The sequence below is a fragment of the Paenibacillus herberti genome, from assembly GCF_002233675.1.
GTDB lineage: Bacteria > Bacillota > Bacilli > Paenibacillales > Paenibacillaceae > Paenibacillus_O > Paenibacillus_O herberti.
On the sequence record NZ_NMUQ01000002.1, the window covers coordinates 1,233,404 to 1,255,259 of the forward strand.

Annotated in this window: 23 protein-coding genes; 12 read left to right on the plus strand and 11 right to left on the minus strand. The window is 47.8% G+C overall.

Annotated elements, in window-relative coordinates; all coding sequences use genetic code 11:
• Positions 1-119 precede the first annotated feature (119 nt).
• The 8 genes from CGZ75_RS18010 to CGZ75_RS18045 form a co-directional block, all read right to left on the minus strand.
• Positions 120-362, minus strand: coding sequence for a hypothetical protein (locus CGZ75_RS18010; protein ID WP_089525588.1), 243 nt, complete (start codon positions 360-362; stop codon positions 120-122).
• A 40-nt stretch (positions 363-402) separates the two neighbouring features.
• Positions 403-582 (minus strand): hypothetical protein, encoded by a 180-nt coding sequence (locus CGZ75_RS18015; protein ID WP_089525589.1) that lies wholly within the window; start codon positions 580-582, stop codon positions 403-405.
• Between the two features lie 126 nt (positions 583-708).
• Entirely contained in the window at positions 709-1,377 is a 669-nt protein-coding gene (locus CGZ75_RS18020; RefSeq protein WP_089525964.1) for an SGNH/GDSL hydrolase family protein, read from the minus strand.
• 209 nt (positions 1,378-1,586) lie between these two features.
• On the minus strand, positions 1,587-4,034 hold the full coding sequence (locus CGZ75_RS18025; protein WP_089525590.1) for a glycoside hydrolase family 38 N-terminal domain-containing protein: 2,448 nt from the start codon (positions 4,032-4,034) through the stop codon (positions 1,587-1,589).
• Between the two features lie 61 nt (positions 4,035-4,095).
• On the minus strand, positions 4,096-5,019 hold the full coding sequence (locus tag CGZ75_RS18030; protein WP_089525591.1) for an ROK family protein: 924 nt from the start codon (positions 5,017-5,019) through the stop codon (positions 4,096-4,098).
• Entirely contained in the window at positions 5,012-6,844 is a 1,833-nt protein-coding gene (locus tag CGZ75_RS18035; RefSeq protein WP_089525592.1) for a class I mannose-6-phosphate isomerase, read from the minus strand. The genes CGZ75_RS18030 and CGZ75_RS18035 overlap by 8 nt, the downstream gene beginning before the upstream one ends.
• Before the next feature lie 136 nt (positions 6,845-6,980).
• Positions 6,981-7,889: an AraC family transcriptional regulator gene (locus CGZ75_RS18040; RefSeq protein ID WP_089525593.1), complete on the minus strand. Its 909-nt coding sequence runs from the start codon at positions 7,887-7,889 to the stop codon at positions 6,981-6,983.
• Positions 7,813-8,655, minus strand: coding sequence for an AraC family ligand binding domain-containing protein (locus CGZ75_RS18045; RefSeq protein WP_089525594.1), 843 nt, complete (start codon positions 8,653-8,655; stop codon positions 7,813-7,815). Before CGZ75_RS18045 ends, CGZ75_RS18040 begins: the two co-directional genes overlap by 77 nt.
• 82 nt (positions 8,656-8,737) lie before the next feature.
• Here CGZ75_RS18045 and CGZ75_RS18050 point away from each other — a divergent pair, with 82 nt between their 5' ends.
• Both CGZ75_RS18050 and CGZ75_RS26535 read left to right on the plus strand, forming a co-directional pair.
• Positions 8,738-10,837, plus strand: a complete 2,100-nt coding sequence (locus tag CGZ75_RS18050; protein WP_089525595.1) for an alpha-L-rhamnosidase-related protein — start codon at positions 8,738-8,740, stop codon at positions 10,835-10,837.
• A 376-nt stretch (positions 10,838-11,213) separates the two neighbouring features.
• A complete protein-coding gene (locus CGZ75_RS26535) occupies positions 11,214-11,948 on the plus strand; it encodes a PBECR4 domain-containing protein (RefSeq protein WP_089525596.1) in 735 nt (244 codons plus the stop codon).
• 85 nt (positions 11,949-12,033) lie between these two features.
• Here CGZ75_RS26535 and CGZ75_RS18060 read toward each other — a convergent pair whose 3' ends face one another.
• Positions 12,034-12,462 (minus strand): copper amine oxidase N-terminal domain-containing protein, encoded by a 429-nt coding sequence (locus CGZ75_RS18060; RefSeq protein WP_089525597.1) that lies wholly within the window; start codon positions 12,460-12,462, stop codon positions 12,034-12,036.
• 434 nt (positions 12,463-12,896) lie between these two features.
• Here CGZ75_RS18060 and CGZ75_RS18065 point away from each other — a divergent pair, with 434 nt between their 5' ends.
• Entirely contained in the window at positions 12,897-15,089 is a 2,193-nt protein-coding gene (locus CGZ75_RS18065; RefSeq protein ID WP_089525598.1) for an ABC transporter ATP-binding protein, read from the plus strand.
• Complete coding sequence (locus CGZ75_RS18070) at positions 15,086-15,622, plus strand: DUF1854 domain-containing protein (protein ID WP_245850907.1); 537 nt, start codon at positions 15,086-15,088, stop codon at positions 15,620-15,622. The genes CGZ75_RS18065 and CGZ75_RS18070 overlap by 4 nt, the downstream gene beginning before the upstream one ends.
• A gap of 64 nt (positions 15,623-15,686) precedes the next feature.
• On the opposite strand, the gene CGZ75_RS18075 is transcribed toward CGZ75_RS18070, so the two are convergent.
• Positions 15,687-16,094: a type II toxin-antitoxin system death-on-curing family toxin gene (locus tag CGZ75_RS18075; protein ID WP_089525599.1), complete on the minus strand. Its 408-nt coding sequence runs from the start codon at positions 16,092-16,094 to the stop codon at positions 15,687-15,689.
• Positions 16,091-16,354 (minus strand): AbrB/MazE/SpoVT family DNA-binding domain-containing protein, encoded by a 264-nt coding sequence (locus tag CGZ75_RS18080; RefSeq protein ID WP_089525600.1) that lies wholly within the window; start codon positions 16,352-16,354, stop codon positions 16,091-16,093. The genes CGZ75_RS18075 and CGZ75_RS18080 overlap by 4 nt, the downstream gene beginning before the upstream one ends.
• Before the next feature lie 379 nt (positions 16,355-16,733).
• Between CGZ75_RS18080 and CGZ75_RS18085 the strand changes: the two genes are divergently transcribed.
• The 8 genes from CGZ75_RS18085 (at position 16,734) to CGZ75_RS18115 (ending at position 21,833) form a co-directional block, all read left to right on the plus strand.
• Positions 16,734-17,168 (plus strand): SRPBCC family protein, encoded by a 435-nt coding sequence (locus tag CGZ75_RS18085; protein ID WP_089525601.1) that lies wholly within the window; start codon positions 16,734-16,736, stop codon positions 17,166-17,168.
• A 153-nt stretch (positions 17,169-17,321) separates the two neighbouring features.
• Positions 17,322-18,572, plus strand: a complete 1,251-nt coding sequence (locus CGZ75_RS18090) for a LytTR family transcriptional regulator DNA-binding domain-containing protein (protein WP_089525602.1) — start codon at positions 17,322-17,324, stop codon at positions 18,570-18,572.
• Positions 18,573-18,702: 130 nt separating this feature from the next.
• The gene (locus CGZ75_RS18095; protein WP_089525603.1) at positions 18,703-19,551 is read left to right on the plus strand and encodes an ABC transporter ATP-binding protein; all 849 of its coding nucleotides are present in this window, start codon (positions 18,703-18,705) and stop codon (positions 19,549-19,551) included.
• Positions 19,548-20,258, plus strand: coding sequence for an ABC transporter permease (locus CGZ75_RS18100; protein ID WP_089525604.1), 711 nt, complete (start codon positions 19,548-19,550; stop codon positions 20,256-20,258). The genes CGZ75_RS18095 and CGZ75_RS18100 overlap by 4 nt, the downstream gene beginning before the upstream one ends.
• Before the next feature lie 130 nt (positions 20,259-20,388).
• Complete coding sequence (locus CGZ75_RS26000; protein ID WP_245850908.1) at positions 20,389-20,679, plus strand: MerR family transcriptional regulator; 291 nt, start codon at positions 20,389-20,391, stop codon at positions 20,677-20,679.
• Positions 20,679-21,050, plus strand: coding sequence for a MerR family transcriptional regulator (locus CGZ75_RS26005; protein ID WP_245850909.1), 372 nt, complete (start codon positions 20,679-20,681; stop codon positions 21,048-21,050). Before CGZ75_RS26000 ends, CGZ75_RS26005 begins: the two co-directional genes overlap by 1 nt.
• Positions 21,016-21,243, plus strand: coding sequence for a DMT family transporter (locus tag CGZ75_RS18110; protein WP_089525605.1), 228 nt, complete (start codon positions 21,016-21,018; stop codon positions 21,241-21,243). The genes CGZ75_RS26005 and CGZ75_RS18110 overlap by 35 nt, the downstream gene beginning before the upstream one ends.
• Positions 21,244-21,404: 161 nt before the next feature.
• Positions 21,405-21,833, plus strand: coding sequence for a GntR family transcriptional regulator (locus CGZ75_RS18115; RefSeq protein WP_089525606.1), 429 nt, complete (start codon positions 21,405-21,407; stop codon positions 21,831-21,833).
• Positions 21,834-21,856 lie beyond the last annotated feature (23 nt).

Below are 21,856 nucleotides of genomic sequence, written 5' to 3' on the forward strand. Positions count from 1 at the left end.
CGACGCAATTGAAAGTAGATAAAGAGTACTTCAATTCGAAGAAGTAGGGTCAGAAAACCCACAACCGATTACGGTTGTGGGTTTTCTTAAATCTGCAAATAGACTATAGAATGACCTCTCTATTTGTCGTCAATGAGGAAACTTCCACTTTCAAAAACTGTCATGATCGGCCCAGTCGTGGTGATATTTGTGACATTTGTAAAAACACCGCCGACGTTTTCAAGTGTAAACGAGAGTTTAAACGTCACTCCGTTCGCTACACCTGTGAGTACAACATCAGCCCGGTTAATTGTAAATACTTGGGACGGGGTCTCGAAATCAAATCGGCCGCCAGGAGCAAGGATCGAGCCAATAGGCGGCATCCCCGTTCTCCCTGTAACAGAAGTAAGTGTAAAGGTAATTTTAGCAGTTTGGTTGATTACCAAGACGCCTAGTGTAGAACCAAGAAGCGGCGGGCATGGCTTGCACGGCTTGCACCGACTCGAAGACCTGCACGGCTTGCATTTCTTGCATGGCTTGCGCGACTTGAGCGGCTTTAACAATTTGGGCGGCTTTGTGTTCATACTTTTCTTCGGAGCCCATTTAGCTCTCTTGGTTCCACTCTTATAACTACCAATTTCCACTAACCGATCATCAATTTTTACATCGCTCCTTAATGTGTGATTTGCAAAGCAGACAGTATTGAATAAGACCGACCTCTGAAGTCTCTCAAATCAATTGATCAGCATAAGTAGACCTACGAGGAGTAAGAAAAGGAAACAAACCTCTGGCGATAACTTGATGACCGCGGTTGTTGGGATGGATAGGGAAGAAGCCGTTTAGCGCGTCTTCAATGACGCCATTTTGATAGCCATAGATCAGATTTTGCTGCCTGCCTTCGAACCAGCTATGAACCGGAGCGGTCACGGCGCCGAACCGTCTAGCGACTAGATTTGTGGTGGAGTTCAGCTGCTGAATACCGGCAACGGCAATAGGACTGTTAGGAAAAGGATTGTACTGAGTGCAGCAAACGATTCTTGCACGGCTGTTCGCTCTAATATAGCTCAGAATGGCACCTAAATTTTGTGAATACTCCGCCAGGATCGGCACCAGATCGATTGGCTGCTGGTTCCTGTAGGCCTCCAGAGCATAGTTAGCTACATCAATGCCTCCGATCCATACGGTGATGACTTCGGCTTGCCGAATCAAATTTCTGCCTGGTCCCTCGATGGCCCTCAGCAAATCCGAGCTGCTCCAACCGGACCTAGCAATTACAGCGCCTCTCGTTGGATAACGGCGAGCATTTAAAGCGGCTGTAGATAATTGGGGATAGGCTCTTGCCCGTGAAGATGCGCTTTCCCCGAAAGTTATGGAATCGCCCAGAGCTACATAAAGCATGATCACAATCACTCTCCCAGTCTCGTTTTTTCGTCTTTGTCGTATACTATTCCGTCTCGTAGAAGTCGTGTGGACACTTTGGATGAAATTTCGAGTGAGAGAGTTTTAGAGTTTGATAAAAATAAAAAAGAGCGGGCACATAGTCATCTTCATGACCACGTACCAGCCCTTTAAAATCTGCGCCAAGTTCTTGCGTCAAGCTCTTGTTCCTACTTCAAACGCCAACTCAAAATTCCTGCATTCATACTGCGGCATGACGTCAAAGCAGCTTCAGGTGTATTCAATGACTCTCCCCAAGCGACAAGATAACGGAATTCATAAAATCCGCCCAAGGTGGCGGGGAAGTTCGTTTCCCAGTAGTTGTTCATCGCCCAAGCATACAGATGGCCAGGATCCTGCTGAAGCTTCGCATCTCCATTCAGCAGGCGGAAGCCATGCTTCAACGAGCCGAGCTGAATGAGCGGTGTATCCGGCATAGCAATCGCGACGCCGTTAGCGGCGGATACATAAGCCGCGCCTTCACCCAAGCAGTAATAATCAGCCAAGCTGCCTGGCAATTGGTCTTTGCGAGGGCGCGTCAAGGCTTCCATTTTATCAATCCACAGTTCCTCGGTCTCGCTCATAACCGGACTTCCAAATGGAAGTGAGATATACAAATTCTCAGGCTCCCAAACGCTATCCTTATGCATACGAACGGCCACATCTACACGTGGTTGGTTGGCATAAACCGTCACGAGCAAGGAGTAGTGGGAGCAGCCTGCTACCTCATAGGTGAGCTGGACCGTGGCAAATACATCCCCTTGGGAGAGGATCTCCCCTTTGGTCAGCATGCCTACAGAAGTAACCGCTCCGGGACCTTTACGATTACGTCCCATTTTGCGCCGCGCATCATACATTTCCATAACAGTAGATGCGTGGGTTACATCATACACCGGTGTAAAGGCATTATGATTGCGGTCCGAGCGCAGCATATCCTTATTTGTGCGTTTGTCGATCCAAGTGGTAATACCTTCTCCTACGGCCCATTCAATTTTCACAAAAGGTGTATCAATATAGGTAGATGTCACCCGGAACGATTGCTCGTCGCTCGTTACATCCACATCCATCATGCCGTCCGTTGCGACATAGTCATTTTGAAACGCAGTTCTGACGGCATCCGACTTAACCGGCTGAATAGTAACGATTCTTTCTTCCCCTGCCTGCAGGGTGATAGGAAGGGTGACGATAACGCCGCGCATAACTCGGCTTAGCTGAGCTACATATAGTTCTCCGCTGTCTGCGTCGCGGACTTCAAACCCGTCTTTGATGAGATCGTAATGCCAGCCTTCCATAATGAGCTGAGCGATACCTTCTTGAACATATTCGAAAGGATTGGACAGCTTAAACTTCATCGGCCGGTTGGGAGCGAGAAGTGCGTCTCCTTTATGCTCAAGAATGTCGTACAACGCGCGATGAGCCGCCGTGCTGGCATTGGCTGAAAAAGCTTCTTTGCGCAAGCCTAACTCCTGGACAAAGGGATTCCAAGGTTCGATAACCGATGAATGGTACCCCCAAGTATGCTCAGCAAACAGCGTCAGCTGATACTCCATATCTTCAAGCGCAGCCTGAGAAACGACCTCACCGTTAGGGTCCAATCTGGTTACCTTTTGGTACACACGCTGAGCTTCGCGATACACCTGGACATGCTTCGGTGTTGAGCCGACGCCATCTGTCCACCAGTCCGGCCAATCGCCGCGATGCACGGGAATATCTTCAGGATGCTCCGCAGCATGCTCGCGGACTACCTGGAAGAAGTCCTCCAGCGTAGCCGGTACGATCTTAACTCGGTCGCCGTGGTTTTCGTTCCATTTTTGCGCAAATTCCATGATTGCCGTATTCGGAGCTCCGTTGTCTGTTGGCAAGCCGGAGAACATCGTCGGAGCAAAGTTAAACGCATATCCATCCTGCTCCATGCGATCGATGTAACGGTGAATCCGGGCTTCTGCGATTTCAAAAGTAACCCCGCGGCTCGTATCGAATTCATCTCGAATCATGTAAGAGCCGCCGAGGCCTGGGATCAATCCCAGATCGTTGCCGAACATATAGTGCTCGCCGTTCCAGGTCAGCAGTCTTTCTCCACTCGGCATTTCCCACCAGAAAGGCTGTTGTTTCTTCCACAGCGGATACATGGAATGATGCGTATGAATGCAGGTGATTAAGTTTTGAACTCCCGCATCGAGCAGCACTTGGCCATATCCCCAGCTGAATCCCGTAATATCGGCGGTCATGGCAGAAGTCACTGGAGCCCCAATGGATTCCCCATAGCGGCGAACGCGCCCAATCATTGATTCCAGCAGCTCTTTGCCGACCAACTCGGTCATGTTGAGATAGGTGCCGGACAATCCGATATCACCGCGGCGAACCGCTTCTTCGAATTCGTTTTTCTCTTGCTCGCTTGCTTTTTTCAGGAAAGTTTCGATTGGCCAGAACGTTTCGCATACCCACTTGAAGCCCGTCCAGTCGGGGCGGTTGCCGGATCTGATTTCACGTAAAATATGGAGTACTTGCCGGATATAATCGACATGGTATTGCTGTATTTTCTCTTGGCGTTCGGTATAGCCGATATCGGTATGGGAATGATGGATCGCATAAATCGTCCATGGTTTTTTCGTTGCCATTTATAATCTCTCCTTTGCGATATGCGTAGCAGGGCAGCAGCGGACGATAGTCGTCCGACAGTTATTTTTCGAACAGTCGCGAGATGCCTTTGAAGGTGTGCTCAAGCATGTTTTCGGATGTGTGAATCACAATAGTCGGTGAGTTTATGCCATCTTGAAGGGCTTTGCCAAATAAGTCATAACTTTTTGAAATTTGCCCTCCAAGCACGATGAGACTTGGTTTATATAGCTGGATATAGGGAGTGAGCATATCGGCCAGACGTTTACCGAATTCCAGGAAAACTTCTCTGCCAGGGGCGTTGCCGAGCCTCGCTGATTCAGCGAGTTCTTTTACATCCATTCCCGGATGGAGGGCTCCTAAGTCCTCTGCCAGTTGAAGCAGCCCTCTTCTGGAAAAAGCATCATCGATAAGGCCACCCCGATACGGTTGATCGTATAACCAGCCATTCTCAGGAATGCCTGGGACATGCCCGCTAACTTGCGCTTGATCGATAAAGGCAGAGCCGAGTCCGGTGCCCAAAGTTAAGGCGATAAAGCGATCCCGAGGAAAGTCGAGACTTACGCCTAGCGCAAACAGTCTGGCATCATTTTCAAAACGGATTTCAGACCGCTGCAGCTGTACCGCCCATTCTTCTTCCTCTTTTTGCAACCGTTCGTAGAGAGCTTCTCTTATATTCATTCCGTAAAGGGATTCGAACTTACCCAGTCCCTGCACATAACAAATCCCTTGTTCGTAGTCGAATGGACCGGGAAAGGCCAAGCCAATCTGCCAATGGTAATTCAGCCCACTCCCTGTAACCTGTGAAGGATAGAGTTGGTATCGGGATTTGAGAATATGCATAAATTGAGCGAGAATTGTACCCTCATCCTGATCGGCAAGAGCGGGAAAGACCTCCTGGCTCCACGCAAGGGGGAGGCCGTTTTCCACGATGCAGGTTTTGATGAAAGTTCCACCCACATCAAGCGCGATGACGATATTAGCCATCCAGGAGACTCACATCCCAAGTAGGGGACACTCCGGCTTTGATGAGTTTACACGGTTTTTTGCCGAGATTAATGATTTTGTATTCCCCGAAGCTAGCAGGCAAAATGTAGGATTCAGCGTACCTGAATTCCACATACACGGATTCATCCGCACAGGAAACGATCCGAACCAGCTCTCCCTCTACGAGATTGTACATGACCATTTCGTTCCCGGTATTATCCTGCCATGTATCTTGCAAATGCAGTCGGCGAACATAGAACAACAAGTCATCACGCTGGCCTAAAAGATACTCCTCATTATCCCCTTGGGACTTAAGCAGGGTAGGAGTTGGGATTAGATTGTTTTCGACCCACTCCGTTTTTTTGTAGAAGTCGATATTTTCGAAGGCATGATCGATATTGATCGGACGCGGTTTACCATCCATGCCTTTGCGGAGATAGTCGTATATTTTAAAGGTGAACCACCAGGTGGTCGACGAAATCTCTAGCACTAAGTTGCCTCTGCCCGATGCATGAACAGTTCCTGTCGGAATAAGAAAGAGATCGCCTTTCTCGGCCGTATAGCTATTCACATAGTCCGTGAACGGAATAGGAACGCCGGTTTCTTGAGCGGTTTGCACCGCGTCAAGGAGTCCGTCCTTGGTGCATGAATCCGTCAGGCCCAAGTAGACGGTGGCGTCGCCTTCTTTTTCCATAATGTAGTAGGATTCTTGCTGTGCCATGAACTCGTTGAACTCGTTGCGAATATACTCCTGCTGCGGATGAACCTGGAGGGACAGGTTGCTGCCTTCAATCGTATCGAGATAATCAAAGCGGATCGGGAAGTAGTCGCCGAATAGCTCCACCAGCCGTTCTCCGAGAATATGATGGTGCTCATAATGCATGACGGTGAGAAAAGGAAGCTCAAGCTGCGTGCCCTCATAGTCCACAATGATGGAGTTTTCCGGAGCGATAGGCTCGAAGCCCCATGCACAGTTCGCCCAATCCGCCGGTAAATCCGCAAACTCCTTGAGGAACTGGCCGCCCCATACGCCGGGAGCAAAAAATGGCTTTACGCGCATTGGTGCTTGGGCAATGGCTGCGATCATTTGGCGCAGGGAATGAGTTGTCGTGAGAACCGGAGCCTTCGGCTGATTCATATCAATGTAATAATGAATAGAATCCAGGACGTTTTTGCGATAAGTTTCGAAGATAGGCCATTCGACAAACAGGGATATTTTATATTTCTCCACATCATCCCTGTTCCAGTTGAACCCGAAGTTCAGCAGATGTTGTTTATGCTCCATCTGTTGGTATTCGCGGGAAACATCCAAGAAATAGGTGATATCAAATTTCTCGTCGCCAAGCCAGTAAGCGCCTGGGCCGAAGGTGATAAGAATCGTTGCTGTGCCTGTATCAGAAGCGGGTAGCGCTTCTTGCATTTTCGTCAGGAGGGCTGAAGCCTCCTGTTTGGCCTCGGGCCGAAAGTAATCTTCAATCGTTCCATTGGTAAAATATCCGAATGCACGGTTATCCGTAATATTGGAATTGAAGTGATGGCGCAGCTCTTCACTCGTTTTTAAGAAGCTGCTGGTCGCTGCGACAACGACGCGATGGCCTCTTTTCTCAAGCGCTTCTACGGTTGTTTGGAGAACGGGTTGGAAATGGGCCCCATGAGTGCCGTCAAAGGCAATATGGAGCAACTCGCGCTCATCGGCCAATTGAATGATTGGAGCTAAAATTGGATCGAATCCTTGCTGCAAGCCTGGCTCGGCAAAAGGAGCCTGTGAACCAGGCTGGATCGGTTGCTGGATGCGAACGGGATTCACCGGTCTTTTCTGAAACATTGGAGTCAACTCCTATACATTGAATAGCTTCATTGTAAGAAGTTTGCGACTTCAAATCTTTAGAAATAGGCTCCTTATTTTTGTACAATTCGGACATGAGGTTAAGGGGGAGGAGAGAGAAGACATTTTTGGGCCGTTAGGCTTGCGGCTTATTTTGCCTTCCATCCGAGAATTGGGATTTGCGGAATTTTGCAGGAGCAACACCGAGCATCTTGGTAAACACACGGGTAAAATAATGAACGGAATCAAAACCCGCACGTTTGGCAATATCCTTGATGGCGATGTCGCTGTTAAGCAGCCATTGTTTGGCCCTTTGAACTCTTTGTTCCTGAACATAATGGACAAATGTTTGGCCGAGCTGATCGTGAAAAAGCCTCGATAAATGCCTTGAAGAAATATTGAGCTCTTGAGCGACCTGCTCGATTCTCAAAGGAGAGGACAAATTGTCGTTGATATAAAGCTTCGACCGCTTCAGCAAGCGATGCCCCTCGGTATCTTCGTTCAAGGAATCTGCACTGGAATCAGGTGAGGAAGAGAATCCGTGCAGAAAAGAAAGAAACAAGGAAAGTGCAAGATGCTGCACCATATCCTTGGAGGCGGGTTGTTTGCCCTCCATCAGGCCGAAAATCGTCTGCCAGATCGGAGCGGATATGGCGGCGTCTTTGGGCTCGGCAATGATTTTCCCGCGCTGGATCAAGCTTCGGAAGCTCCTCGAATAAGCTTCGGAAGTTTGCGACTCATCGATTTCAAACGCAACAAAGAACAATTTGAGCCCTTGTTCACTGCGAATTTGATGCCATATGCCCGGCCTTGAGCAAAATAAAGTGCCGTCCTCCAGAGGATAGTCGATCTCGTTGTCCGTGTACTCCCCGCTGCCTTCTAACACATAACAGATTTCGAAGAAGGAATGCCGATGCACAGAGTTGTTGAAGTGAAGAGGCATGAACCCCCAATAATGAATTCGGAAGCTAATATTTTCCCCGGCAAGCTGAGACAAATGTTGATTGAGCAAAGCGTTTGCTCTGCGGAAGTCTAGATCCGGCATGATTAATTCCTCCATATGGACTTGAGATCGGCGATTCTAATGGAGACGAACTCATCCTCGGCGGTCGTATGAAATGGCGACGACTTACACCAGCCTGTAAAGCGAGCTGTTCTACCGTCAAAGGCTCCGCAATATGCAAATGGATGAAATCCAGGATGGCGGAAAAATTCAAACGCCCCGGCTTGAGAGGGCAATTCCTGGTCTTTGACTCTGTGGAATCCTCTTGCTTCAAAAGGCGTGCGATCCGCACCGTCAACTGCATCAGGCCAGCGATCAAGCTCGCTTGAAAGCCCGGTGGCTGTTCATGATATTCCCGGTGCATTTGATGAAACAGCCCTCCAAGCTCCATATTTCGATCAACGAGTGTCAGATGGGACCCGGGAGCGCCTTTAAACAAGGAGAAAGAATCACCATCATCGCCGAAGCGCGATAGCCATTGTTGAAGCTCGTCCACAAATTCTGACCGGATGCACAGATTATAAACAAGGAGTTTATTTTTGTTGGACGGGCCGCTTGGGCGGAAAAGATGTGAAGTGCCGACTGGCAAAATGTACAGACAGCCTTTGTTTGTTTTTGCGACTCGGTCGCCTACATAGTGAAAACCTTCGCCCGACATGACGTATGCCATCTCCAGAAATTCATGGTCATGCTCTCTGAGTTCGAAGCCTTCCTCCCAGCAATTCATATACAGGGGGAAACCGCTATGAAAATGCTCTGAGTCGACATAGTGATCGATCCGCGTTTTAGGGGTGGCACTATTCACCATGCTTTTTGTCACTTCTCTCGGCTTTGTCTTCTGTCCGCCTATTATACAATCAGCTTTAGAAGACGGAAAGGGGCCAGCTAATATGGAACAGAGTGTACAGAAACGAGCAGCAACCTGGATTTGGTATCCCGGTGATTTTGAGATCCGCCTGCTTGAAAAAATATCTGTAAAACGTCGGGCGCGCGACGTTATGTATCCAACCACATGGCGGATCGATCGTCAATATTCAAACATCAAATTCCGCTATACGTACGATTTGCCGCAGGAGGAACAGATTGCGATCGCCGCGGAAGGTGTGTTCTCTCTTTATCTTGATGGACGAGACAATAATCGCTCGGGCGACTCCACGATAACACTCCCAGCAGGACGCCACGAAATAATCGTGAGTGTATTTAATGATGTCGAGGCTCCGGCCCTGTTCATCGATGGGGTAAACATCAGGTCTGATTCGGCCTGGGAAGTGACCTCCTATCAGAACGATTGGCTAACCCCCGGTTCCTGGACATTCGATTCAGCGGATAATCGGCCATCTCAGTTTCGTCTGGCCGTTACTCCGCAGGAGCCTGCTTTACAGGAAGTTCGGGACGGTCACATTTTGCTGGACTTTGGCCGGGAAACGTTCGGTTTTCTGCGTTTTCACGGGCTCGCGGGGTCGGGAGATGTGACCGTATTTTATGGCGAGTCCTTAGCTGAAGCGCTATCCCCGGATGATTGCATGCTTCTGGATCGCTTCTCTGTGGCTAAGGCGGCTGAGCGGGCAGAGGCTGACATTTATACGCTGGATGAAGGCAAGGCATTCCGCTATGTATGGATTCACGCTGATCCTGGCGTTCGCTGGGAGCATGTTTCGATGCTGTATGAATATGTGCCGCTCGATTATCGCAGCTCTTTCCAATGCTCGGACCCGAAGCTGAATGAAATTTACGAAATGTCGCTTTATACGCTTCATTTGAACACGAGGGAGTTTTTCATCGACGGGATTAAGCGGGATCGTTGGGTTTGGTCGGGTGACGCGTACCAGTCGTTTCTGATGAACTACTACAGCTTTTTCGATTTGGATGTGACGCGTCGGACGCTTGTTGCTCTGAGGGGCAAGGACCCCCTCACGATGCATTTCAATACAATCCTGGATTACTCCTTTTATTGGTTCATATCCCTCTATGATTATTATCTGTATAGCGGCGATTTTGCATTCATTCGGCAGTATTATGACCGCGCTGTGAGCTTGATGGAGTTCTGTTTGAAACAGCGGAATTCAGAGGGGCTGGTGGAAGGCAGGCCGCAGGATTGGGTGTTCGTGGACTGGGCGGACCTGACCAATACAGGCGCCGTCAGCACCGAACAGATTTTGCTCGTTAGAAGCTTGGAAGCGATGAGCCTATTCGCCTCGCTGCTTGATGATGAAAAGGCCGCTGCCTCTTATAAAAAGCTGGCGGAAGAGATCAAAGCAACAACGATGGGGCTGTTCTGGGATGAGGAGAGGGGCGGCTTGCTGCATCACCGGGTTGACGGCGAGACAAAGCCGATGCTGACGAAACATGCGAGCATGTTCGCGATGACTTTTGGTTATCTTTCGCAGGAACAGCGGGAGAGCGTCATCCACAACGTAATGTTGAACCCTGATGTGCCGCGCATACGGACGCCGTATATGCGATTCCATGAGCTGGCAGTGCTTTGCGAAAGCGGGGAGCATGACTATGTTCGCAGGGAGATGCTCTCTTACTGGGGCGGTATGATTGAGCTTGGCGCGACCTCGTTCTGGGAAGAGTATGACCCGTCGCTGGCAGACGACGCACATTACGGTATGTATGGGATGCCATTTGGCAAAAGCCTGTGCCATGCCTGGGGGGCTAGCCCGATTTATTTGATCGGCAAGTATTTCCTCGGCGTCACCCCGGCTGCGCCTGGCTACGAGTTATACCGAATCACGCCGAATCTCGGCGGGCTAACACATATGAACGGCACGGTGCCGATTGGTGAAGGTCAGGTCACTCTAGAGATGGATTCCTCCTCAATTCGTGTGGAAAGCACATCGGGGACTGGTATTCTGACGTTTACGAGCGAAGAGCCACCGGCGTGCAGCGAAGGCGAAGTCCGGAATATCGGCGGGAGCTCTTATGAGGTCACGATCGAAGCGGGGAAGAAGTATCGGGTTGATTATCGGGCGGTTCTTAGGGGATAATTTCAAAATTGGAAATTACTTATTTTAACTATTTCATTGTGGTAAAGGCCAATTAGTCGTATAATAGGTATTGTAAATTAAAGGATCCCTCATAGGGATCGCCGAACAGCGGCGCTTCGGTACGCCCCGGGGGCGTCTCACAAATTCCTTGTATACCCAACTTTCTTGCCGTGAACGAATTTATTCTTTGCTTTACAGATATACTAAATACATGTCATCTGTTTAGTGCAGATGAGCTGTGCACAGGCGGGCTCAGTACGCTCCGGGGGCGTCTCACAAATTCCTTGTATACCCAACCTTTTCCGCCTAATTACAAGACCGAGGGCTCTGATGTTTATCATCAGAGCCTTTTTATTGCCAAGGAGCAACCTTAAAAATGTCTAGATTAGACCTCCCCGGATTGCTTGCTTTGACCTCTAAAGCGAATATAGCACAGATCGAATTGAGTACACTTCAAGAACTATACTACAAGTGTTTGTATCCATACACCTTTGTATTCAAGCTAGACAACGGTGACGAGTTGAAATTGAAATTCGATCGCGATAAGTTCTGTCACTTGATTGGTCTAGACAAAGTACCTAAAGCCTTACTAGCTTCCAAATCAAGAGGGTGGACTTCCCGACGTGTCAGCAACTATAAGGGTGTACGCGGATGGGATGGTATTTTGGATGGGTCCATTAATATTGCTCACATTAATGCCTTGGCGGCTCGAGTCAGAAACGGTTTAGGGGAATCAGAGCGGAAACTTGTTAATTTCTACTATCTTCCTACACTATTAAAGGTCGGGAATTTGGTGATACGTTATCTAAATCCTCAACCAGGATCCAGGGTTACAAGTGAGTTATTCATTTATGACACGCATGACAACTTGTATTTACAATTAGGACTTCGGAAAGACTCGAATAATTACGATAAGTGGTATTATCCGGAGACATTCATTATAAACACTGCTAACCCAGGCAACTCAAATCCTAGGGCTGCTGGGAATCCCGTTCATCGTGTGGTTAAAAGAACTGTATTACAACGATTTAATTATGGTTTATATAGACCTAAATCACGAATTCTACGCGTTCCCAACTCTAAGCGGAAAAACAGACGAGTAAAGAATTAAATACATATAAAATAGCTAAAGACGAGGCTCTTTCCTCGTCTTTTTGTGTTGATTATTCAAGGCGTGGGAGTATACTTCCCTTTAATCATTTCGAAGTAATAGTTGCTACCTTTTTAATATTATCCCAATCTACAGTTCCTCCTACAGCCTCAGCGACAACCCGAGTATTTACTAAGAACTTATTTTCTAATGAATCATGGAACGGAGATTGAGTTAGCGGGACTATTTTTTCGTTTATAGTGACTGTTGAAACACCCATGGTCAAAACGATTTTAATATCTGCACCTTCAGCTATGACGATTTTCTTTTTTGGATACCATTGCACCGTCATTCCAAGGTTTTCAAATAACTCCCGGAATGGAATCATTGTATTACCGTTCACGACGAGTGCAGTATCCTTTAATGTTGTTCCATCAATAACCACTGTTCCAACTACACGTTTTTGCTCACCGTACGCCAATGATCCAGGGATGAGAAGGAGAGCGAGAATAACGATTAACCATATTTTTTTCATTTTTCATTCCCCCTAATCTAATATTGCATAAAATTCGTATTACCATATATCCAGAAATTAACACAAATAGGGTTGCGTTAAACACTACGGTTAAAGCGCTCCTAAGTGGTGGTAAAACGGGGGAAAACCTTCCTTTTGGCCGTATCAGACAGCTTATTGTCCCATTCGATTGTTCTAAGAAAACGGAAGTAATTGTAAGATGAGTATGGGGTAATCCGAGTTCTTTATTCAATAATATACGGTTGACTTTACATACATAAACCACGATTCAGAGCACTGCAATGAATTAAATTCACATCCAGAATTGAATCCCCAACCCTGCACACATCAGACCTCACCAACTGGACAGGAATAGAACAATTATAGTCCTTTTTTAGCTTTACCACGGTACATAAATATGAGTTAATGAGTTGGCGAAGAAGCGGAGGTAGATCATGTCATTTATTGATAAGTTACCCAACAGCATAGAGCTTCAGCTAACAGAAAAACCTCTGTTCCACGCCGCAGCGGACTTGATGAAGGACGGACAATTTGGCGAGCAGTGGTTAGTATTAACGGAAAAAGAAGCCTCCATATGGGGCGCTGACGGTGAACAAGTAACAAAGCTTTCGATTGCGGAAATAACCGATGCTCGCGTTGTGGGCGGGGTAGGCGGCGGTTCGCTGCTTGCCGATACGAAGAATGGCCCAGTGATCTTGATCCGGTATACGGCATCGCTGACTTCGGTGTTCGGTCATGCCTCCAAGCTAATTGGAGCTTTGGCCAAAGGAGAGGAGCTGCCGACGGCTTCGGAGAAGGATTTCCCAAGACTTTGTCCGAAATGCCGCACTCCTTTGCCGGAGGATTCGCAGGCTTGCCCAATTTGCAAAAGAAACGGCAGAGTAATGCTGCGGATGCTTAGTTATACCAAGCCCTACCGAAAGCAAATGGTTGTGGCAGCAATCATGCTGATTTTTACAACCTTGATTGAACTGATCCCGCCATTTTTGACCAAAAAGCTCGTGGATGATGTGCTGACGCCAAAGGATCTCGGCTCCGCCCTCCTCTGGATTGTAATTGGCCTTGCTGTGACTTCGGTGGTGCTAACGCTCATGCAAACTGTGCGGGGATTAATCGGTGTATGGATTGGTTCCAAGCTGATGGGCGATCTTCGCCGCGATGTTTATCACTCCTTGATGAAGCTGTCGTTATCCTTTTTTGATCGAAGGCAATCCTCGCAATTCATCGGGCGGGTCAACAGCGACTCCGAGGCGATGCGGCAGTTCATGACGGACGGTGTCATCTGGGTTTCCGGTGAAACGTTAAGGGTCGTTGCGATTTTCATCATCATGTTCAGTCTCGATTGGAAATTAACGTTGCTCGCTATGTTGCCTATGCCAATTATGATTATTGTGTCCTCCGTGTTGTGGCCGAAGATCGGCAAGCTCTGGTACCAACAGTGGAGATCCATCTTCAAGCTGAATTCCATCGTAGGCGATTCACTCCAAGGAATACGTGTCGTCAAAGCGTTTGGCCAGGAATCAACGGAAATTTCCCGCTACACATCGGCGAATAAGGAATTAGTCCGGCATAACATCAAAATTGAAGGAGTTTGGCAGGGGATATTCCCGATTTTCGGTCTAGTTGCTGGCGCCGGCACTTTGTTAATTTGGTATTATGGCGGCAAGCAGGTCATTAATAGTGATATGTCCATCGGTACGCTGATTGCGATGATCACTTACCTTGGCATGCTGCTTGGTCCTCTGCAATGGGTGAGCCAAATGATCAACTGGGCATCTCATGCAATCTCAGCTGCGGACCGTGTGTTTGAGATTATGGATACACCGGCTGATGTGCCAGACACAACCAATCCGGCTCAGATTGGCCGCGTGAAGGGCGATGTCGAATTTAAGCAGGTCACGTATGGATACGAGAAGCATCACCCGGTTCTCAAAAATGTAGATTTAAAAGTAGCTGCAGGTGAGATGATCGGCCTGGTCGGACATTCAGGCGCAGGGAAATCAACTTTCATCAACATGATCTGCCGGTTTTATGACAGCGATGAAGGTACGATTACGATTGACGGCACGGATATTCGCAATATTAGTCAGATGGATCTGCGCCAGCAGATCGGAGTTGTGCTTCAAGAGACATTCCTTTTTGACGGTACAATTGCCGAAAATATCGCCTATTCCAAGCCGGATGCAACGGAAATAGAGATTATGCGTGCTGCGAAAATCGCCAACGCCCATGATTTCATCGTTCAATTGCCTGACGGTTACGATACGAGGGTTGGCGAGCGGGGACATAAGCTGTCCGGCGGCGAGAAGCAAAGGGTATCTATTGCTCGGGCAATCATCCACGATCCGCGGATTTTGATTTTAGACGAAGCGACAGCATCAGTAGATACCGTTACAGAACGGCTCATTCAAGAGGCGATCTCGCGTCTGGTCAAAGGAAGAACAACGTTTGCGATCGCTCACCGACTGTCGACTTTGCGTAATGCGGACCGGCTTGTTGTGCTGGATCACGGCAAAATTGTGGAAGTAGGCACGCATGAAGAGCTGCTCCAAGCAGAGGGCGCGTATTTTAAACTGGTGGAGGCTCAAAGGGAGTTGTCCAAAATAAAAGGGGTGGAAAGCGCATGAGTGAAGTAGAAGTCATCACTCTTGAACAACCGAGCGTGAAGGACCCTTTTGAAATCAACATGCTTGAGCCGGATAAAGTCTCCTTCAGCCGCAGTCAAGGCGGAGTGTTTCAAGGAATAATTGAAGGTCAGGCTTACGAGGAAATTGTGCTGTTTCGTGTCTTCCCTTTTCAATATACAACACAGTTCATATCGGTCCGAAACCCCAAAAACGAGGAAATCGGTGTCATCCGCGATATTGCCCAGTTGGATGAGGAAAGCCGAGTAGAAATAGACAAAGAGCTGCAGTTGCGCTATTTCCTCCCGCTAGTGGAGCAGATCAATTCGGTTAAGAACAAAGCCGACCTGTGGATTTGGGAGCTGCAAACGAATCTTGGGCCGACCCGCATCATCATGAGGAACCTGCATGAATTCATGCAATTTCCAAGTGAGAACCGGATTATCCTAACCGATATCAACGGGAAAAGATGCGAAATCCGCGATTATCAGGCTTTGGACAGCAACAGCCGGAGCCAGTTGAAGGACGTATTATAAGGACGTATTATAAGGACGTATTATAGGGGAAAAGAAACCGACACCGGGTTGAGGTGTCGGTTTTTTATGTTTCGGTTATGGTCGCACAATGGTTTTGAATGATAAGAACCAGTTCTTGAAAATTGTACTTGTGGATCACCATATCCACCGTAAAGTCCTCGGCTTGTTTTGCATCCATTTTGAAATGCCATCCATTCAAACGCAGGAAAATGACAAGAGCTGTAAAAGCAGTCCGTTTGTTTGCATTAAAAAAAGAGTGATTTTGGCCAATTGATTCAAATAATGCGGCTGCTTTTTCAAAAATGGTAGGATAAGCATCGTTTCCAAAGGCTGAGGACTGCGCTCGAACAACAGCGGATTCAAGTAAACCGGGCTCTTTTACTCCCACATGTTCACCTGGACTGTAGCGCTGGATCATAGCGAGATTGATTGCTATCACTTCCTGTGTCGTTAAAAATCGGATCTGTTTCATCTATCCTTAAGACCTCGTAGCGTATCGTCGTACTCACCTATAACATCTACAAGAGAGTCCATAAAATCATCGCCTATTCCATTAGGTAGCGTTACCTTTACTGATTTTTTGATGATAATTTCTCCGCTAGCCTGATTTACATCTATACTAACCGTGTCGCCTTGCTGGAGTCCAAGTTGTTTCAAAGCATCAGTCATGGTCAATCCCAAGCTATTTCCGAACTTCGTCACCTTTCGTTCCATATCAATCATCCTATTCATTAGGTAAGTCACTCCTTGTTATAATATTCAACTGTTATAACAATTATACATGTTCTTATTCAAAAATAGCTAGAAGACCCCCAAAGGGACTTCTAGCCAGGGCTAATTCGAATTTAGTTCGAGCTAAGTTTAACTCCGTCCGCAACAGCCCAAGTTCCAACCGGCGCTACTTCAAACTCAACACCTGCGGCAATTTCCGGTGAGAAATAGAAATCGAACTTGGCATAGCTAATTCCCCGCCTCCTTCGCAGTTTTATTGTTAGGTTAATACACCCGCAATCGTTCAGATCGGAGAACAGTTCATGCAGCGTTTATGGTACCATGAAGCAGATTCGGAAAAAAGATTAACGAATAGAAAAAGGGAAGGAAGCTGAAGTTAATGCCTAATGGATCGCATTCGGTAGAAATCGCTGTTCCCCTTCAAACAGTATGGGCATTTATCAAGGATGCCAACAATTGGGAGCCTTTGGTGCCCGGCTACATCGAGCATGAAATTTTGAATAATCAAGAGTCCACCTGGACGTTCAAGGGAGATTTGGGATTCACCAAGAAGGTCATTAAGCTTCAGATTGTGATGAAAGAGCCCGTTGAGCCGACGAGAGTCTCGTTTGATCTGACTGGCATCTCAGACGCAGTTGAGGGTGAAGGGTATTTTGAAGCGGAAGCTCTTAGCAATCATTCTACAAAACTAACCGGTTATCTGGAAATCAGCGGCAAAGGATTCATGGCTGTGATGATGAACAGCGTAATGAAGGATTTCGTGCCGAAAATGGTCGAGGAGCTGACTGACGCTGTGTCGGAAAAGCTTAAATAAACGTGGATAAATAAAAACGGCCTTTAACGGGGCCGTTTTTTGATATTGCATTCAACACGAATTTCTTCATCCCTTCAAGGGAATCCGCTATACTATAAAAATGGATATTATTGCTATGTGATCCGAAATTATTCGGACAGAAGAGGTGATCGGATGACCGCATTGTCAATACGTGGATTGGCTTGCCATGTTGAGCATACAACATTGTTTCCGGCTGTGAATATAGAAGCGGCCCCGGGTGAGGTTTTGGCTATTTATTCAACGATGAATGTGCGGCATGTGCTGATGGCGATGTTGGCCGGTAGCATGCCGATTCATCAAGGAGAGATCCGGATTGGCGAGTACGCCCCGTCAGACAGTAAGCGGGACTCTCGTCTAATCGGCTTCATGAGGCTCGATGAAGGATTATACGAGCGGCTTACGGTGAAAGAGAATTTTTCTTTTTATCGCGATATATATGGTTCAAGTGTTGCGCTTGAAGAGGTTCTCCGCATGCTGAAATTGGATCAAAAAGCGAATCACAAATTAGTAAAGCTTACTTCATCGGAGAAGCGAAGAGTCCAGTACGGAAGGCTGCTGCTGCAAAATTCGGAGCTGTTGGTGTTCGAAGAGCCGGATCAGAATGTAGATATTGAAACGAAGCTTGTTTTTCACGGGTTAGTACGCTCTCTGTCGGCAAAAGACAAAATGGTGCTCATTCTTACGGGTAGTATGGAGACAGCTTTGAGCACGACAAGCCGGGTATGCCGACTGGACGAAAAGGGGCTTCATGTGTTTGATATTCAGGAGAAATCCGAGCGTGATGCCGAGCCGTTGAACGGATTCAGTGCCGGGAGAACATCCCTTGAGCTGGATAGGGAGCGAACAATATCAGACATACATAATTTGGGAATTAGTGAAATGGAGGTAGGACTCTCTCAGCAAACTATTGCCCAGGAAATAGTTCATGCTGCCGCCGATGAGCCTGCTGCTTCGCTGAACGTGGACAATGCATCGACGTCTGCACCGAATCGGTCCGAGACGGAGGAGTCGAATATTGGCGAAGAATCGGTATTCGGGTCGTTTCGGTTCGAGAAAATTCCTACTCGGGTTAACGATAAAATTATTTTGTTCAATCCGCCTGAGATCGATTATATCGAGAGCAGCGAGGGACAATCCAACCTTTATGTAAATGGAGAAATGTACGCGTCTACTTTTAAGATCAACGAGCTTGAGGTAAGACTGCAAAGCTGCGGCTTTTTCCGCTGCCATCGTTCCTATCTGGTTAATCTCCAAAAAGTCAAAGAGGTCATCACCTATACACGTAATAGCTACAGTCTTGTGTTGGATGACCAATCCAGGACTCATGTGCCCCTTTCGAAAACAAAAATGGCTGAACTCAAAGAAATGATGGGGCTTAAATAGCTCCATTCACCCTCTGTTATGCTGCATTCATCCTCTTCCTTGCTCCTTTCATGGTATATATAATGCAGGGATTCCTTCCACCCTCTACACTTGGGGTATCAAGCAAGCGAACAAGAGAGGTGGACGGACAATGACGAATATAATGGAGATTACGTCTCTGGCAAAAACCTTTGACGGGACGGCTGCACTTAAAGACGTTTCATTCTCGGTGCGCAAAGGAGAGATTTTCGGATTTCTTGGGCCGAGCGGGTCGGGAAAAACGACAACGATTAAAATTTTGACTGGCCAGTTGAAGCCAACTTCCGGAGATATCTATATATTCGGAACAAGCGCAGATAAGCTTCAAGGAGAGAAGTATCGCAAACGTTTCGGTATCGTAACGGATAATACGGCTCTTTATAGCCGACTTTCCGTTAGAGAAAACCTGAAGTTGTACTGCGATCTGTACGATATACCGGTTGGGCGAATTGATGAAGTTTTAGCGCTGGTTAATCTCTCTGGAGAGGGTGGCAAGGCGGTATCCAAGTTATCCAAAGGCATGGTGCAACGCATTACGCTGGCTCGGGCTTTCCTGCATGAGCCGGAGCTGCTGTTCCTGGATGAACCGACTTCAGCTCTCGATCCAGTTAATACGAAGCATATTTACGAGGCGCTGAATGGATTCAAAGAACGTGGTACTACGATCTTCCTAACGACGCATGACATGAGCGAAGCAGAAACGCTCTGTGACCGAGTTGCCTTTCTCAATCATGGACAGATTCAACTGCTCGACTCGCCGCAAAAGCTTCGTGCCCGCCATAGTAATGGACGTCTGACGGTAAAGCTGACGGACGGTACAACAGTGGATATTGACAACGGCAAGGGGGGCGCACAGGAGCTTTATCAATATATGAGCAGCGATCGAGTGCAATCCGTGCATTCCAATGAACCGACACTCGGAGATATTTTTGTCGAAGTTACAGGGAGGAGTCTGGTATGACATTTTCTACGAAGAGAGTAACTGCGATTTTCGTTAAGGATTTCAAAGATATGTCACGCAATATGTTTGTTTCCGCGACGCTGGTCCTGCCGCTGCTTATGGCGATTATTTACAGCCGAACGGGCACCTTATCCATCGATATGATCTACCTGATTATTAATATGACCTTTAGCTTTGTCGGGGCATTTATACAATCCAGCCTAATTGCTGAAGAAAAAGAGAAAAATACACTTCGCGGGCTCATGCTCTCCCCAGCTAGCACGTTGGAAATTTTCTTTGGCAAAAGTCTGTTGAGCCTCATAGTCACTCTGGTTTTAACGGCGGGCAGCATACTTCTATTGGGCTACAGCCCAGCTAATGTTCCCGTTATAAGCGTGGCTTTGGTGCTGTCGGCGGTATTTTACGTTGGACTAGGTACGCTCATCGGGCTAATCACAAAGTCGGTTATGGAAGCGTCCGTTGCGATCCTTCCCGCAGTGGGTGTGTTTACATTCGGCTCGTTGCTTACGCTCTTATTTGATAAATATCCGTTTTTAAAAGTGGCGGAGTATTTGCCGAACCTGCAGCTTATTGAACTGGCGAGTGCCGTAGAAAGGGGCGAAAGCTGGGGGGAAGGTTGGCCGAAGCTGCTTGTTATTTTCGCTTGGATAGTCGCAGTTTATCTTGTGACGACGTATGTCTACAAAAAGCGCAGAATGGACGATTAAGACCAATTATAGAAAGAGGGCTCATGGTCCCGCGCTTCTGGCGGTTGACCGTGAGCTTTTTTTTGCAGTGCCCCTTGACTCTGACGTACACGTAAGACTTTATAATGGAAAAGTCAGGAGGGAATGGGCGATGTATAGAATTGGCGAGTTGGCCAAACAAACGAATTTATCGATCCGAACGTTAAGGTACTACGATGAAATCGGGTTGCTCAAGCCCGCGAAAGTAGCCGAATCCGGGTACCGATACTACTCAAACGAAGAAATTAGGCGACTCCAGCATATAACAGCTCTGAAGGAGCTCGGTTTTACGTTGTCGGCCATTAAAGGCATGCTCGGTTCCGGTCCGAAGCTTGCTGCGCCTCAGTGGGAGTCTTATTTAGAGCTAACTGTCGGCAATCCGCAACGAGCGGGCGAGACTTGATGAGATGGAAAAGCTGCTGTTTAACGCTCGTTAACCTACCGGATATTGGCGAGGACGATGAACGAAACTTAGTCTGGGTGAAGCTGATCCGTCAAGTAAGAGAGCAGCTTCACGAACCGCCGGATTCTCCGGCTTCGCAACAGCTTGCTGTGCATTTGATAGATGTATCAATGGAATGGTTCGGCCAGGATGAGCAGCTCATCGAGAAATACTGGGGAAAGATTCGTTCCGAGGAAGGTGAAGAGCTTAAGGTGTACGGGATGGACGCTCAGGTGATGGAGTACATGGACCGAATCGTGGATTGGTACCTGCAGCATTCAGAGGAGGGGACGAACGGTGGAGGCGAAAGCGCAGAAGAAACCGATAAGTGAAGCGAGAGCATGGTGTTATGTCATTATTGGAGGTATCCTCGAAATTATTTGGGCGAGTGGATTCAAGTATGAATCGATAAATGGAGCCATCGTTCTGGGCATGATCTTTTTCAAGGAGCCAAGAAGCTTGTTTAGGGTCGCCTGCATTGTCGGCATTATCTTTGCTGTGATGGGGTTGAAGCTGACTTCCTAGCTGTTCGTGGGAAGGCTTACCGTCGTTCGCTGCTCATGGAAAAGTCGCTGGCCAAGTGGAGGCTGGTGGCTTTTTTTACATTTTATAGACAAAACCAATCCCTGTAAGTATTATATGTATTATATAAAATAATACTTAATGAATAATAAGGAGAGAATGCCATGATCATCACGCTCGATCCCGACAGCAGCACTCCGTTCTACGAACAGCTGCGCAATCAGATCGTGCTCGGCATCGCTACGGGCCAGCTGGAGCCTGGGGAGAAGCTGCCGACGGTGCGCCAACTGGCTGAGGAGCTTAGTATGAACCCGATGACGGTCAACAAGGCATACGCCCTAATGAAGCAGGAGGGCTTTATTGCCATAGATCGGCGACATGGCGCCAAGGTTAAACCGCAGCTGAAAGCATCCCAAGAGCGCAAAGAGTTGCCGCCCCGCCTGGAACAGGAGCTGCAGCTGTTGATTGCTGAAGCCTCCATCCATGGCATGGATAGGGAGGGCTTCCAGGAGGCCTGTGGGCGGATATTCGCCCGGATGGCGGGGGGAATCGATCAGGATACAGATTCCACTGAGCATCAGACAGACGGGTAAGCCGAGACGCAGCCCAGACCATT

Excerpts from the sequence above, each read along its gene's own strand:
- CGZ75_RS18080 (WP_089525600.1), bottom strand. The coding sequence starts at position 16,354 with ATGAATAGGATGATTGATATGGAACGAAAGGTGACGAAGTTCGGAAAT.
- CGZ75_RS18090 (WP_089525602.1), top strand. The coding sequence starts at position 17,322 with ATGACCGCATTGTCAATACGTGGATTGGCTTGCCATGTTGAGCATACA.
- CGZ75_RS26000 (WP_245850908.1), top strand. The coding sequence starts at position 20,389 with ATGTATAGAATTGGCGAGTTGGCCAAACAAACGAATTTATCGATCCGA.
- CGZ75_RS18070 (WP_245850907.1), top strand. The coding sequence starts at position 15,086 with ATGAGTGAAGTAGAAGTCATCACTCTTGAACAACCGAGCGTGAAGGAC.
- CGZ75_RS18075 (WP_089525599.1), bottom strand. The coding sequence starts at position 16,094 with ATGAAACAGATCCGATTTTTAACGACACAGGAAGTGATAGCAATCAAT.
- CGZ75_RS18060 (WP_089525597.1), bottom strand. The coding sequence starts at position 12,462 with ATGAAAAAAATATGGTTAATCGTTATTCTCGCTCTCCTTCTCATCCCT.
- CGZ75_RS18115 (WP_089525606.1), top strand. The coding sequence starts at position 21,405 with ATGATCATCACGCTCGATCCCGACAGCAGCACTCCGTTCTACGAACAG.
- CGZ75_RS18010 (WP_089525588.1), bottom strand. The coding sequence starts at position 362 with ATGCCGCCTATTGGCTCGATCCTTGCTCCTGGCGGCCGATTTGATTTC.
- CGZ75_RS18035 (WP_089525592.1), bottom strand. The coding sequence starts at position 6,844 with ATGTTTCAGAAAAGACCGGTGAATCCCGTTCGCATCCAGCAACCGATC.
- CGZ75_RS18040 (WP_089525593.1), bottom strand. The coding sequence starts at position 7,889 with ATGCCGGATCTAGACTTCCGCAGAGCAAACGCTTTGCTCAATCAACAT.
- CGZ75_RS26005 (WP_245850909.1), top strand. The coding sequence starts at position 20,679 with ATGAGATGGAAAAGCTGCTGTTTAACGCTCGTTAACCTACCGGATATT.
- CGZ75_RS18065 (WP_089525598.1), top strand. The coding sequence starts at position 12,897 with ATGTCATTTATTGATAAGTTACCCAACAGCATAGAGCTTCAGCTAACA.
- CGZ75_RS18045 (WP_089525594.1), bottom strand. The coding sequence starts at position 8,655 with ATGGTGAATAGTGCCACCCCTAAAACGCGGATCGATCACTATGTCGAC.
- CGZ75_RS18015 (WP_089525589.1), bottom strand. The coding sequence starts at position 582 with ATGGGCTCCGAAGAAAAGTATGAACACAAAGCCGCCCAAATTGTTAAA.
- CGZ75_RS18025 (WP_089525590.1), bottom strand. The coding sequence starts at position 4,034 with ATGGCAACGAAAAAACCATGGACGATTTATGCGATCCATCATTCCCAT.
- CGZ75_RS18050 (WP_089525595.1), top strand. The coding sequence starts at position 8,738 with ATGGAACAGAGTGTACAGAAACGAGCAGCAACCTGGATTTGGTATCCC.
- CGZ75_RS18030 (WP_089525591.1), bottom strand. The coding sequence starts at position 5,019 with ATGGCTAATATCGTCATCGCGCTTGATGTGGGTGGAACTTTCATCAAA.
- CGZ75_RS18085 (WP_089525601.1), top strand. The coding sequence starts at position 16,734 with ATGCCTAATGGATCGCATTCGGTAGAAATCGCTGTTCCCCTTCAAACA.
- CGZ75_RS18095 (WP_089525603.1), top strand. The coding sequence starts at position 18,703 with ATGACGAATATAATGGAGATTACGTCTCTGGCAAAAACCTTTGACGGG.
- CGZ75_RS18020 (WP_089525964.1), bottom strand. The coding sequence starts at position 1,377 with ATGCTTTATGTAGCTCTGGGCGATTCCATAACTTTCGGGGAAAGCGCA.
- CGZ75_RS18100 (WP_089525604.1), top strand. The coding sequence starts at position 19,548 with ATGACATTTTCTACGAAGAGAGTAACTGCGATTTTCGTTAAGGATTTC.
- CGZ75_RS26535 (WP_089525596.1), top strand. The coding sequence starts at position 11,214 with ATGTCTAGATTAGACCTCCCCGGATTGCTTGCTTTGACCTCTAAAGCG.